Origin of the sequence: Treponema brennaborense DSM 12168 (genome assembly GCF_000212415.1) — a bacterium.
Classification (GTDB): domain Bacteria; phylum Spirochaetota; class Spirochaetia; order Treponematales; family Treponemataceae; genus Treponema_F; species Treponema_F brennaborense.
Window position 1 is genome coordinate 1,518,720 of the sequence record NC_015500.1, and the last position, 13,530, is coordinate 1,532,249.

9 protein-coding genes are annotated in these 13,530 nt (G+C 54.9%); 7 read left to right on the top strand and 2 right to left on the bottom strand.

Annotation, left to right across the window (positions count from 1 at the left end):
- Positions 1 to 6: 6 nt before the first annotated feature.
- Genes aroF through TREBR_RS06590 form a run of 4 tightly spaced genes read left to right on the top strand, consistent with a single transcriptional unit; the run spans position 7 to position 4,379 of the window.
- Complete coding sequence (gene aroF, locus TREBR_RS06575; protein WP_013758415.1) at positions 7 to 1,992, top strand: 3-deoxy-7-phosphoheptulonate synthase; 1,986 nt, start codon at positions 7 to 9, stop codon at positions 1,990 to 1,992.
- The gene (ilvN, locus tag TREBR_RS06580; RefSeq protein ID WP_013758416.1) at positions 1,993 to 2,484 is read left to right on the top strand and encodes an acetolactate synthase small subunit; all 492 of its coding nucleotides are present in this window, start codon (positions 1,993 to 1,995) and stop codon (positions 2,482 to 2,484) included.
- Positions 2,485 to 2,493: 9 nt separating this feature from the next.
- Positions 2,494 to 3,645 carry an MFS transporter gene (locus TREBR_RS06585; RefSeq protein ID WP_169310626.1) on the top strand — a complete coding sequence of 384 codons (1,152 nt, stop codon included), beginning with the start codon at positions 2,494 to 2,496 and terminating at the stop codon, positions 3,643 to 3,645.
- Positions 3,639 to 4,379: a DUF554 domain-containing protein gene (locus TREBR_RS06590; protein ID WP_013758418.1), complete on the top strand. Its 741-nt coding sequence runs from the start codon at positions 3,639 to 3,641 to the stop codon at positions 4,377 to 4,379. The genes TREBR_RS06585 and TREBR_RS06590 overlap by 7 nt, the downstream gene beginning before the upstream one ends.
- A 51-nt stretch (positions 4,380 to 4,430) precedes the next feature.
- Here the strand turns inward: TREBR_RS06590 and TREBR_RS06595 are convergent, their stop codons facing one another.
- A complete protein-coding gene (locus TREBR_RS06595; protein WP_013758419.1) occupies positions 4,431 to 5,783 on the bottom strand; it encodes a DUF763 domain-containing protein in 1,353 nt (450 codons plus the stop codon).
- A 231-nt stretch (positions 5,784 to 6,014) separates the two neighbouring features.
- Here TREBR_RS06595 and TREBR_RS06600 point away from each other — a divergent pair, with 231 nt between their 5' ends.
- The 3 genes from TREBR_RS06600 to TREBR_RS14650 all read left to right on the top strand — a co-directional run bounded on the left by TREBR_RS06600 (position 6,015) and on the right by TREBR_RS14650 (position 11,723).
- Positions 6,015 to 7,847: a DEAD/DEAH box helicase gene (locus tag TREBR_RS06600; protein ID WP_013758420.1), complete on the top strand. Its 1,833-nt coding sequence runs from the start codon at positions 6,015 to 6,017 to the stop codon at positions 7,845 to 7,847.
- A 6-nt stretch (positions 7,848 to 7,853) separates the two neighbouring features.
- A complete protein-coding gene (locus TREBR_RS06605; RefSeq protein ID WP_013758421.1) occupies positions 7,854 to 9,491 on the top strand; it encodes an ABC-F family ATP-binding cassette domain-containing protein in 1,638 nt (545 codons plus the stop codon).
- A gap of 177 nt (positions 9,492 to 9,668) precedes the next feature.
- Positions 9,669 to 11,723 (top strand): methyl-accepting chemotaxis protein, encoded by a 2,055-nt coding sequence (locus tag TREBR_RS14650; protein WP_013758422.1) that lies wholly within the window; start codon positions 9,669 to 9,671, stop codon positions 11,721 to 11,723.
- A 24-nt stretch (positions 11,724 to 11,747) separates the two neighbouring features.
- On the opposite strand, the gene TREBR_RS06615 is transcribed toward TREBR_RS14650, so the two are convergent.
- Positions 11,748 to 13,421, bottom strand: a complete 1,674-nt coding sequence (locus TREBR_RS06615) for a carbohydrate-binding domain-containing protein (protein WP_013758423.1) — start codon at positions 13,419 to 13,421, stop codon at positions 11,748 to 11,750.
- Positions 13,422 to 13,530: the final 109 nt, after the last annotated feature.

Here is a 13,530-nt window from a genome sequence, read left to right on the forward strand (position 1 = left end):
GCACACATGGTTATAGTCCTAAAAAAAGGTATCCCCGAACAGGATAAACAGAATCTGCGCGATTTTCTGGTCAGAAACAAATTCCGCGTCAACGAAATCACCGGTGAAGAGGATACGATCTTCGGTGCGGTCGGAAAACTTTCGATCGATCCGCGGGAAGTCGAAATACTGCCCGGCGTCGAGCGGGTCATTCCGATCTCGAAACCGTATAAAATGGCGAGCCGCGAATACAAAAAAGACAATACCGTCATCGAAATTCCGAACAATCGCGGTCAGATCATCAGAATCGGCGGTCAGCGCGTCGTTGCGATCGCCGGTCCGTGTGCGGTCGAAAGCCGCGACCAGATGATGGCTGTCGCTCAGCGCGTCGCCGCTGCCGGAGCGGTTATGCTCAGAGGCGGCGCGTTCAAGCCGCGGACCAGTCCGTACGCGTTTCAGGGAATGGGCGAAGCAGGAGTCAAAATACTCAAGGAAGCCGGCAACGCGTACGGGCTGCCCGTCGTTACCGAAATCGTTTCCGCCGAACACATTCCGCTTATGAACGACTACGTGGACGTGTACCAGATCGGCGCGCGCAACATGCAGAACTTTGAACTGCTCAAACGCGTCGGCGAATTGGGAAAACCGGTCATCCTCAAACGGGGACTTTCGGCGACGATAGAAGAATGGCTTATGGCCGCCGAATATCTGCTTTCGGCGGGAACCGATAAAGTCGTATTGTGCGAACGCGGCATCCGCACCTACGAAAGGGCGACGCGCAATACGCTCGACCTTTCGGCAATTCCGGTACTGCGCTCGCTGACTCATTTGCCGATCATCGTCGATCCGAGCCACGCCGTCGGTATCCGCGACAAAGTGCCGCCGATGGGACTCGCGGCGATCGCCGCCGGTGCGGACGGTATTATCGTCGAAGTCCACTGCGACCCGGATAAAGCCATGTCCGACGGCGCGCAGTCGCTGTATCCGGAACAGTTTGAAAAACTGATGCGCGATATAGACGTGCTGGCACCCGTGGTAGGCAAGGAAATTGCCCGTATCAGAGCCGTCCCGCAGAAGCCGGCCGCCGATACGACCGATACCGCCGAAGCGGCGGGACAAAACCGGAAAACGGTCTGCGCGTATTCCGGCGGACACGGCGCGTACGCGGAACAGGCGATCGGTCTGTATTTCGATACCGCCGCGGAAGCGCTGCCGCTCAATTCGTTCCGCGAAATATTCCAAGCCGTTGCGGACGGACGGGCGGACTTCGGCATGGTGCCGATAGAAAACAGTCTTGCCGGTTCGGTCTACGATAACTACGACAACCTGCTGCGCTTTGAAGACGTCAGTATAACCGGAGCGCTCACGCTGCGCATCGAACATTCGCTGCTCGCCGTTCCCGGCGCGACGCTCGACACGATTAAAAACGTGTATTCCCATCCGCACGGATTTCCGCAGTGCAAGGATTTTCTCGGAGCGCATCCGCAGTGGGTGCATATCGATTCGATTTCAACGGCGACCGCGGCGGAAACGGTCGCGGCTAAAGGTTCGCCTGAAAACGCGGCGATCGCTTCGGGTGTTACCGCCGAATACAATAACCTGCATATCCTTGCAACCGGCATCGAATCGGATCCGCGCAACTACACGCGGTTCGTCGTAATCGCGGCGAATCACGTACGGGAGCCGAATCGCCCGCAGCCGGCGTGTTCGTGCGCCGCGGCCGAAATAAATGCCGAAATCAATAAAGCGTCGATCGCGTTCGTGGCAAAAAACGAACCGGGCGCGCTGTACGATTGTCTGGGCGTTTTTCACGACCGCAAACTGAATATGACGCGCCTTGAATCGCGCCCGATCCAAGGACAGCCGTGGCGGTACATGTTTTACGCCGACGTGCAGTTTCCGTCCAAAGACGTCGCTACCGGAAAAAAAGTAGTAGAAGATGCGCTTTCCGCGCTCAAAACGAAAGCTGAAGACGTACGCCTTTTGGGTATGTACAGCGAAAGGAGCTTATAAATGGAACGGTATGTGTTGTCAGTGCTCGTAGAAAACCACGCCGGCGTTTTGAGCCGGGTATCGGGTTTATTCAGCCGCCGCGGATATAATATCGACAGTCTGACCGTCGGTGAAACGTACAATCCCGGACAGTCGCGCATGACGATCGTCGTACGCGGCGACGAATACATTTTGGAACAGATAGAAAAACAACTGTCCAAACTGGTCGAAGTCATATCGATAAAACACTGCGCGCCGTCGGAAACGGTAGTGCGTGAAATGGCGCTTATCAAAGTCTGCGCAAGCGGTGCCAGCCGCATCGGCGTTATCGAAACGGCCAATATCTTCCGCGCGCACATCGTGGACGTTGCCGTCGATTCGGTCGTCGTCGAAGTAACGGGAAGCGAAGATAAAATCGCCAGTCTTATCCGGCTGCTGGATCCGTACGGAATCAAGGAATTGGTCCGTACCGGACTGACGGCTATGGGACGCGGCGAAGGCGTACTGGAATAACCTATGCTGATGTCGGTTCCCATTTTTTTCTTGTTCACCATCTACGGAGTCGTGAACGCGTATTTGCCCCTTATCCTGCGCGGCATGGGATATACGGTTACCCAAGTCGGTGTGCTGATGGGCGTTTTTGAAGTGGCCGGATTGGTGTTTCCGCTGCTCGTCGGCCCCGCGATAGAAAAAAAAGGGAATTACGGCGTGCCGCTTTTGCTGCTCGGCGGCGTCATGTTGCTGATCCCGTTTCCGCTGGTAAAAATCGGCGGTTTTTGGGTGTCGGCGCTGTGTCTGGCGATGTACGCGATCGGCTACAAAGGTGCCGTTCCGCTGTCGGATTCGCTTGCGAACGCGCTGCTCGGTGAAAACCGCAGCGAATACGGCCGCGTCCGGGTAATGGGTTCTATCGGATTCGTCATCATGACGCTCGTTTTGCAGTTCTTCGGCAATTCGCAGAACGGAAGCGATGCGGAGTACATCCTGTGGATGGTGATTCCCGCGCTGCTGTTCACCGTTTCGTTGCTGATAGTGCCCGGACTGCTGACGCTCAATACGGCGAGCCGAGCCGAGTCCGTGCCGGAAACGGTACGCAAGCCGCATTTGAAAGATGCGTTCGCGGCCTTTCCGAAGCGGTATTGGATCGGTCTTGCGCTCATATTTTTGGGTTTTTTCGGACTGACTCCCGCAACGAGACTGTTTTCATTGTATGCATCCGAGTTTCTGCATTCAAACGCGGCGGCGGCACTGTGGGCGCTTTCCGCTGCATCGGAAATTCCGTTTATGTTCTTTTCCGGCCGGTTTTTGAAGCGGTACGGCAGTATGACTCTGATCGTGTTCTGCACCGGAACCGTCGTCGTCCGGCTGCTGCTGTACATCGTGTTTCCGAACATGGCCGGCGCCGTTTTGGGACAAATGCTCAATTCAATCACGTACGGTTTGTATCATCCGGCCGCCGTATTGTTCGCCACGGAAAACGCGCCGAAAGGTAAGCTTATGATCAGCATGTCGATGTATTCCATTCTGGCAGTCGGATTGGCGAACGTTTTAGGAAACGTGATAGGCGGCGCCGTCATCGACGCGTTCGGCTATCCGGCACTGTTCGTATCGTTCGCGGCGTTTCCGCTTGCAGGCGTGCTGTTCTATTCGCTGATGCGGAAAAAACTATGCTAGCCGTTTTCGTCAATTGCGCGGCAATTATTGCCGGTTCGCTCATAGGGCTGTTGTTTGCAAAAAAGATAAGCGCCGAACTGTCCGGAATCGTGCAGACGGCGGCCGGCGTCGTTACGGTGGTTATCGGGCTGCAGATGGCGTTCGAATACCGGAACGTCATTTTTCTCGCGATCGCACTGATTGCCGGCGGTATTATCGGTTCACTTCTGGACATCGACGGCAAGATACTGCGCTGCGGCACGCTGCTCGGCGCGGCGGTGTCACGGAACCGTCGGTCAAGGCAGCGGCGGGAAACCGGTTCCGACGCTGGGCCGGAAAGCGAAAACGGATTCGCGTACGCGTTTTTAAACTCATCGGTTCTGTTCTGTGTCGGTGCGATGGCTATCATCGGATCTTTAAAAGCCGGTATCGAAAAGGATTATACGATCATTTTCACCAAATCGGTACTCGACGGATTTATGGCGATCGTTTTCACCGCGGCAATGGGGGCGGGAACGGCGTTTTCGGCGATAACCGTGCTGCTGTATCAGGGTGCGCTCACGCTGCTTGCCGCATTGGTCGCGCCGTTTGCCGACGACGTGCTGATAGCCGAATTGAGCGCTTCAGGCGGTGCGCTCATCGTGATGATCGGCATCAATCTTATCGGTCTGAAACGTATCAAAACAGCCGATTATCTGCCGTCCGTTTTGCTGACCGCCGCGTTCGTCGCCGGACAGCGGCTGTTTTTCAGCTAAAACGGCGCGCACCTCCATACGGCGTCCGAAAGAAAGTGCCGACTCGGAATCTCAGCACGAACCGGCAATACGTCCGTCCCATTCGGCAGAATGGGCGCGCTCGTACGCAACCGTTCGGCTGAAATCGGCTTCGGGATCACAATTCGATTCTATTTGGAGCGCCGTCGTATGCAGCCGCCGCAGGCATTCGTTTTTGTCAGTCAGACCGAGTTTCGACTGCTCGATGCACCCGCGCAGGACGCGGATGGATTCGTCGTATATCCGGCACGGCACCGGAAACGGATGTCCGTCCTTGCCGCCGTGCGCGAACGAAAAGCGCGCCGGATCGGTGAACCGCGCCGGCGCACCGTACACGACTTCGCTTACCAGCGCGAGCGACTGCAGCGTCCGCGGCCCCAAACCTTCGGTAAGCAGCAGATTTTCAAAATTTTCCGTACCGTTTTCATACGCCGTGCTCAGCACCGCGCCGAGCCGCTTCAAGTCGACGTCGGCCGCCGTCACTTCGTGACGCGCCGGTAAAACGATGCTTCGGTACGAACCGGAAATATCAGAAACCGGCGCAGGGGCAAGTAACGGCGCCGCGGTGAACGGAGAAACCGCGCCGGTGCGAACTGCCGCCGCGCCGGCAACCGGAAACAGTTCCGGCTGCATCGGATCAGCCTCGCGTTCTGCGGGTGCGACGTCTCGGCAGCGCTGCATGAGCCGTATTTCGGCAACGAGCCGATCGGGACGTTCGCGCGCCATGTCCGTGATGGCGTCGCGCGCCGGCCGGGAACGCCGATCGGTCAGATTCAGTATCGTTCCCCGGTTTTCTCCCACGATGCCCGCGTGAGGTTCTTCGACGAACGAAGTTACCGACGGCGAACACCAATGATAGCGGCGCGCCGTTTTTGTCAGCGGATTCATGCCTTGCTGTACGACGGCCCAGTCGCCGTCGTCCGTTACGATAAAATTATGCTGGTACAGCTGAAAACCGTCCTGCACCGCGGTATTGTCGACCTTCGCGCACAGCTTGCTCGCCCGAACCAGCGTGTCGCCGTCGAGTCCCGTCGCATCGGCCAAAAAACGCAGCTCGTCCGGTGTCCGCCGCGAATACACGCCGCGCCCTCCGCAGATACAGACGCCGAGTTCACGCGCGTGCGGATTTACGCTCCGTTTGAGCGCGTACATGACGCTCGTCGTGATTCCCGACGAATGCCAGTCCATACCGAGCACCGCGCCGAGCGACTGAAACCACAGCGGATCGCTCAAGCGGGAAAGCACTTCCCGTTTGCCGTAATTATATACGAGAGATTCGATGATAAGGCCTCCGAGCGTCTTCATCCGTTCGGCAAGCCACTTCGGTACGGTTCCGCCGTGCAGCGGAAGATCTGCGTGTCCGGTTCGGTTCATGACGACTATCATACCGCAATCCGTCGGATATTTCCAGCGGGAGCCGAACCGAGTGCCGCTGAAGCGCGCTCGCCGAAACCGTCCGCGGTCTTCCCCGATATCACCGTCCGCACCCTGTACATAATCGCCGAAAAAGTATATAGTTAGAACATATTGCTATGCCTGAAAAGCTGGAAACGCGGCGGATAAAAAGCGACGGACTTTAAAATGACCCGTTTCCAAATACACTATAAAAGAGTTGTTATGGAATTTACAGAATTTGATTTGCACGAAGAGCTCCAGAAAGGTATCGCCGGAGCCGGTTACGTAACGTGCACCCCTGTGCAGGAACAGGTGTTGAAAGGTTCGCTTGAAGGAGCCGATTTGTATGTCCAATCGCAGACGGGAACAGGAAAAACTGCGGCTTATTTGATTTCGATCATCCAGGAAATGCTGACGCGTGAGGAAGTCGCCGGTAAAAAGGCGCTCGTTATGGTACCCACGCGCGAACTCGCCGTACAGGTCGAGCAGGAAGCGAAAAAACTGTTGGAATTCACACCGCTGAAAGCCGGAAGTTTTTACGGCGGCGTCGGATATACCCAGCAGACCGCCATGCTCAAAAACAACGTGAACATCATCATCGGAACGCCCGGCCGCGTCATCGACTTGCAGGAGTCCGGCGCGATGGATTTGAGCAGCGTCGCGTTTTTGGTCGTAGACGAAGCCGACCGCATGTTCGACATGGGATTTTATCCCGATCTGCGCACGCTGATCAAAGTGCTGCCGAAAACGCACGACCGCCAGACCATGCTGTTCAGCGCGACGCTGAACACGTACGTCAAAAATCTCGCCTGGGAATACACCGAAGAAGCCAAAGAAATCACGATTGAAGCGGAACAGCTCACCGTAGAAGAAATCGATCAGGTGCTGCTGCACGTTTCGAGCGACTCCAAAATGAAACTCCTGCTCGGCATTCTGCAGCATGAAAAACCGGAAAGCGTCATCGTTTTCTGCAATACCAAACGCAGCTGCGAAGTAGTTGCAAAAAGACTGCAGCTGAACGGAATTGAAAGCGAATTCATTATCGGCGACCTGCCGCAGGCCAAACGTCTGCAAGTACTCGAATCGTTCAAGCGCGGGTCGCTCAAATGCCTGGTCGCGACTGACGTTGCGGCGCGCGGCATCGACGTAAACGACCTTGCGATGGTCGTCAACTACGATCTGCCCAACGAATCGGAAAACTACGTGCACCGCATCGGCCGCACCGCGCGCGCCGGAAAAAGCGGCAAAGCCTACACGTTCTGCAGCGAACAGGACGTGTACAACCTGCCCGCGATCGAACGGTATTTGGGCGCGCCCATACCGGCGTCCGTCGCGTATGAAGACATGATGACGGAAGACAAAAGCGCGAGCGTGTATATCAGAACGGGCGATTACGGAGACGACGACGGCCGCCCGTTCCGGAACAGAAGGGACGGCGGCGATCGTCGCGGTGCGAGCCGCAGCGGAGATTCCCGCAGACCGCCCCGCGACGGTGCGGCGGCAGATTCCCGCAACAATCGGAACCGCCGCGGACCGGATGAAGCGCGCTTCGACGGCGACCGCAAGCCGCGCACCGATATCAGGACAGAACGCGGCGGCAGGAACGATCGCACCGAACGCGCGCCCCGCGGAAAACCGGGACAGGAACGCGCCGCAGGATCGTACCGCAAAAACGCACCGGTTCGCGCGGAAAACCGGTATCAGGACCGCCGCGAAGAAACGGAAAATTTGGCGGCGCTTCCGTTCGACGAGCGCATGAAACGCTACAAGGAAAAATACGCAGACACCGCGTCCGCATCGGCAGGCTCGCGCGATAAAAATGCGGCGAAACGCCGCGCCACTGCAGCCGGCGGTAAAAACGGCGGCAAACGGTATGAAAAAAATACGCCGCGCGGCGAACGGAAAGAGTTCCGCCGCGGTGCGGACGGTTACGCCGGAAACACGGAAAACCGATATCAGAACCGCCGTACCCAAAGCGCGCCGGAAACGGTACAGAAAAAAAACGGACTTTTGGGCCGCATAAAGAGCCTGTTCAGCAAAAAGAAAAAGGATTAATACAGGATGATTACAGTCAGCGACGTAAGCCTCAAATTCGGCGACAGACCGCTTTTCAAAGACGTCAACCTCAAGTTTACCCCGGGCAACTGCTACGGTATTATCGGCGCAAACGGCGCGGGCAAATCGACGTTCCTCAAAGTGCTTTCGGGAGAACTCGAACACGACGCCGGACAGATTTCCGTTACTCCCGGCGAACGCATGGCCGTCCTTAAACAGGATCACTTTGCGTTCGACGACTATTCGGTAAAAGACACGGTGATGATGGGATATCCCGAATTATACACGTGTTACAAAGAACGCGAAGCCGTCTATGCCAAAGAAGATTTTTCCGAAGCGGACGGTATCCGCGCAAGCGAGCTTGAAGGCGAGTTCAGCGAACTGGGCGGCTGGGAAGCCGAAAATCAGATAGAACAGATGCTTTCCGGACTGGGACTCGAAGAAGAGTATCACGACCGCATGATGAATGAACTCGACGAAAGCCGCAAAGTCCGCGTACTGCTCGCTCAGGCGATCTTCGGTGAACCGGACATTCTGCTGCTCGACGAACCGACGAACGGTTTGGATCTGGAATCGATCAACTGGCTTGAAGACTTTCTCATCGATTTTCCGAACACGGTCATCGTCGTCAGCCACGACCGGCATTTTCTGAACGCCGTCTGCACCTACATTTGCGATATCGATTACGGAAAAATCAGCCTTTTCAGCGGAAACTACGATTTCTGGTATCAGATGAGTCAAATCATGCAGCGGCAGGCGAAAGATCAGGCTAAAAAGCGCGAAGAAAAAATGAAAGACCTCAAGGAATTCATTCTGCGCTTCGCGTCGAACGCGGCGAAAAGCCGGCAGGCGACCAGCCGCAAAAAAGTATACGACAAACTCGCGCTTGAAGAACTGCAAGTTACCAGCCGCAAGTTTCCGTACGTCAATTTCAAGCCCGACCGCGATATCGGCAACAACGTACTGCGCGTCGAAAAACTCAATTATACGTCGGAAGGCATTCAGCTGCTCAAGGATTTTTCGCTCACCGTCAACCGCGGAGAAAAAATCGCGTTCGTCGGAATCGAACACAAATCGAAATCGGCGTTTTTCGACATTATCACCGGAAATCTCAAAGCCGATACGGGCGAATACTACTGGGGACAGACGATTACGACCACGTATCTGGGAATAGACAACGCGCCGTATTTCGATACCGACGCGAATATTACCGAATGGCTTCGCCAGTATTCTCCCGAACAGGACGACGCGTACGTGCGCGGATTTTTGGGACGGATGCTGTTCAGCGGCGACGAGTCGCTCAAACCGGTCAAAGTGCTGTCCGGCGGTGAAAAAGTGCGCTGTATGCTTTCAAAGCTCATGCTCAGCGGTGCGAACGTTCTGATACTCGACGAACCGACGAATCATCTGGACTTGGAAGCTATCACGAGCCTGAACGAAGCGCTCATCGGTTTTCCCGGCGTCGTGCTGTTCAACAGCCACGACCACGAATTCATTTCCTCCGTCGCGAACCGTCTGATAGAAATAACGCCGAACGGGGTTATCGACCGCATGATGAACTTCGACGACTATCTGAAAGACGATCACGTCCGTTCCCAGCGTGAAGAATTGTACGCGGGAACCGGAAAAAAAGTCAAATTCTGATACCGGAAAAACCCCGCCGCAGCCGGACGTATCGGAAACGCGCAAATTCACCGAATCGGCTGATTCTGCGCGTTTTTTTTATTCCGATTGTTTGACATACCGTATAATTGGTTATACAATTACTAGGTATAGAAATATAAGGAAATATTTTACAGAGTACAAATCGAGGAGGTTTGTGTGCGTTCATTTTTTTCTTTCAGAAAACTCGGCACAATGCTGACCAGTGTCATTATGACGGTATGCGTGTTTATATGCGTCGTTTTGACTTTTTTGGCATACCGGTTCGGCAGCAAGACGATTCAGGATGAAATCGGGAAATCGCTGATGCTCGAATCGAACGCGGTCGCCGCAACGCTGACTCAAAATATAACTGCGCGGAACAGACAATTGTCCATGCTGACCGGGTTTGATCGTATGATGAACCTGTCTGCCGGTACGGATGTTGAAATGCGTGATAATTTGAACAGATTGATAATTATTCTGCAAGGAATGCAAGCAAAAGAAGAAACCCTTTTGCATCTGCTGGTTATCAATAAAAACGGAGAAGCGTCGCTGACCGACGGTTCTCGGCTGATCGTTTCGGATCGGACATATTTTAAAGAAGCGCTCGCCGGAAAAAACGCAAACCCGGTGCTTTCCAAAAACGCCGTTACCGGCGCGGTTACGATAACGTACGCAGTTCCGATAAAAAATGAGCAGGATCAGATTATCGGAGTGCTTGCCGGCGGAACGAACGGCTACGGAGCCAGTACGATCGTCAAGGGAATCAGTATCGGCTCCGAAAACCCGTTCGTTATCGACAGTACCGGAAAAATCATCGGACATCCGGACACGTCGTTGCTGGACAAGGAATTCAATATTCTTACGGATGATAAAAGCGTTTCTACCGTTAATTTTATGAAGCAAGTCATAAGAGGCGAAAACTCCTGGGGCACGTATGAAAAAGACGGTGTCATCAAATATGCAGGTTACGCGCCTGTTGCGGGAAGCGACTGGTTCGTCGTGGCACCGATGAAGGAAAGTGAAGCGCTCGCCGGTATGAAAGCGATGCTCGTTACGCTGCTGATCATCTGCGGCATCGCCATAGTCGCCGCCGTGCTCATCGCGGTGCAGATAGGACGTTCGGTCAGTATGCCGATTATCAAAACGACCCGTATCATCAATTCTGTTGCACAGGGACAGCTGGATCTGTCGCACGAAGAGTTGAACGACATCGACGTCATTTCTCTGAGGAAAGACGAAATAGGCGATATGATCCGCCAAATCGGCGCGCTCAAGGATAAATTGACGGAAGTCATTTCCGTCGTCAAGGATTCTTCCGCGCAGGTTTTGAGCGGCGCCGTACAGATTTCGAGTTCCAGCCAGGCCGTTTCTGCGGGAGCTGCGGAACAGGCGGCTTCGACAGAAGAAATATCGTCCACGATGGAACAGATGGCGTCGAACATCAGACAAAACGCCGATAATGCGGTAAAGACCGGCAGTATCGCGAAGCAGACGGCTACCGACGGATCCGCCGGCGGTTCGGCGGTAACCGAAGCGGTTTCCGCAATCAAGGAAATTTCAGTCAAAATCGGTATCATCGGCGATATCGCCAGTCAGACGAATCTTCTCGCGCTCAACGCGGCAATCGAAGCGGCGCGCGCCGGTGAAGCGGGCAAGGGGTTCGCCGTCGTTGCGAGCGAAGTTCGCAAACTTGCCGAACGTTCGCAAGTCGCCGCCGCTGAAATCGGCGATTTGTCGGCAAAGACCGTTACGTCGGCAGAAACCAGTGAAACGATCATAAACGGTTTGGTTCTCCGGATTGAAGAGACTGCGCAACTTGTTGAAGAAATTACGGCGGCAAGTAAAGAGCAGGATTCCGGCGCACAGCAGGTCAGCAAAGCGATCGTCCAGTTGGATTCCGTCGTGCAGCAGGACGCGTCCGCTTCGGAAGAAATGGCGGCCATGGCCGAAGAACTTTCCGCACACGCGGCGAATCTGAACGATGCCGTCGGTTTTTTCAAACTGAAAACCGCCGACGAAAAGAAAACGGCGAACTCCGGCACCGCCGGCAGTACGGTGAAAAACGTTTCGGCAGCGACGAAACCCGCGGCAGCGGCGAAACCCGCGGCAGCGGTAAAACCTGCGAGCGCCGTAAAACCGGCCGGAAACGTACGCGCCGAACCGCAAAAACCGCCGATGCGCCGGCCCGAAACGCCGGCCGTCTCCGACTCGGATTTTGAAGAATTCTGAAAACCGCAGTAATTCTTTGCGTAATCAATTCCGGCGCTGCCGCGGATCAAATCTTTCCGGCATGTTTCCGTCCTGATTTTCGGGCGGCATGCCGAACGGTTTTTTACCGTTTCCATTCAACCGGTCTCCGAATCCCCGGCCGGCCGGTGCGAATTCGGGCGCGGTAACGCGAGCGGAAACGGTTACCGTCCGTAAGGTAACGCCGCCGGAAACCGTCGGATTTTCCGCATACAAACCGTTGAAGCAATCGCCTTCGGCGGAAACGCTGGTTTTCAGTTCGTATGTTCCCGTACGTATCGCAGGAGAAGAAACGATCATAATCTCAAAATCGCACGGAATCGTAACGGCGTACACGCTTTTGCCTTTTTCATCCGAAAGCGCGATCGTCGTACCGGCGGCCGCGCCTATATCCGCAAAAACCAGTACGTTCTGCGTGCAGGCCGATTCGGTCGGTCTGCTGTAATTGGAAGAACCGAAACCGGCAATTATCCCGCCGGTTATACTGAACGTGTTCGAGTCGCAATCGAACGCACATTCGGGTCTCGTCGGCGCGGCCGCTACGATGACTCCGCCGGTGATATGGATCGTACCGTTTGAATCGATCGCGTCGTTCTGTGAACTTGCCGCATACACGTATCCGCCGTTTATCGTAATATCATTACCTGCGTTCAGACAGTCGTCCGTACAGAGGAGCGTAAGCTGTCCGCCGTTTACCGTAACGCGGGATTTACCTTCAATTCCTTCGGGACTGAGACTGTCTTTTGCCGTTTCGTACGGCGTTCCGGTGGTTTTTATCGTAATGAGACCGCCGTTTACCGTAACCGACGGATCGGGATCATCCGCTGTACTCGCTGTCGATGCGTCTTCATCGATATCCCAGCTCGCGGTAACAGCTTTGCCGACGGATTCGATGTCCAGTGTTCCGCCGTTCAGTGCGATCCATCCTTTACCGGCACCGAAAGCGCTTTCCGAACCTTCTACTTTTATGCCTTTCGTTTCCGCACCGCGCGCGGTACCGGTCGCACTGATGCGCAGCATTCCGTCGTCAAAAATGAATCCGTTTACAGCCAAGATCGCGTTTTTTCCGGCAGCGTTTACAACGACGGTTCCGCCCGTTACGCGGATATAATCGCCGCCGTATATCGTACTTTTATACGCGCCGTTTACGGTCAGCGTTCCCGTTCCCGTAAGGACGAGCGCCCCCGCGGCGTACACGCTGCCTTTTTTGCCGTCCTGATCGGCGCTTCGTGCGTCGCTAAGATTGTTTTCACTGCCGGATGCCGTAACGATGAACGTCCGTCCGCCGCCGCTTACGCACAGCGCCGGACCGTTGGCCGCCGTAATCGCGACACCTGCAAGTTCGACGGCGGAGGTGCCCGCCGCTGCGATTTCAAGCGTTCGATCGAGCGATCCGCTCACCGTAAACCTGATCGGATCAGCAGTCTCCGCAGTAACGGTAACGCAATCGTCCGTTATCACCGCCTGCACGCCGTAACCCAAAGTAACGGGATTTTGTGTGTTTTGAATCAGCAGCGATAACTCAAGCGGAACCGTTATACTGAAATCCGCTGCATCGTACCGGTCGGCTTTGAAATCTCCGACGGAAAGCTCGCATTGTGTCTGCGAAAACAGCACGCCGCCGATTGCGGTAAAAAACAGACATAAAAAAAACATCGTTTTATATTTGAATAAAATCATATGACCTCCCGAATCATTATACGTTACAGCGTACGGTCCTATGCTGAAAATAATCTTAAAAATATTCGGGGAAAAAACGTTTGCAGCCGGCACCTGCGTGCAGTCTTGA

What these genes read in the sequence shown, in the direction of transcription:
- TREBR_RS06590 (WP_013758418.1), top strand. Translation starts at nt 3,639, where the DNA reads ATGCTAGCCGTTTTCGTCAATTGCGCGGCAATTATTGCCGGTTCGCTC.
- TREBR_RS06600 (WP_013758420.1), top strand. Translation starts at nt 6,015, where the DNA reads ATGGAATTTACAGAATTTGATTTGCACGAAGAGCTCCAGAAAGGTATC.
- TREBR_RS06585 (WP_169310626.1), top strand. Translation starts at nt 2,494, where the DNA reads ATGTCGGTTCCCATTTTTTTCTTGTTCACCATCTACGGAGTCGTGAAC.
- TREBR_RS06615 (WP_013758423.1), bottom strand. Translation starts at nt 13,421, where the DNA reads ATGATTTTATTCAAATATAAAACGATGTTTTTTTTATGTCTGTTTTTT.
- TREBR_RS06595 (WP_013758419.1), bottom strand. Translation starts at nt 5,783, where the DNA reads ATGATAGTCGTCATGAACCGAACCGGACACGCAGATCTTCCGCTGCAC.
- TREBR_RS06605 (WP_013758421.1), top strand. Translation starts at nt 7,854, where the DNA reads ATGATTACAGTCAGCGACGTAAGCCTCAAATTCGGCGACAGACCGCTT.
- ilvN (WP_013758416.1), top strand. Translation starts at nt 1,993, where the DNA reads ATGGAACGGTATGTGTTGTCAGTGCTCGTAGAAAACCACGCCGGCGTT.
- aroF (WP_013758415.1), top strand. Translation starts at nt 7, where the DNA reads ATGGTTATAGTCCTAAAAAAAGGTATCCCCGAACAGGATAAACAGAAT.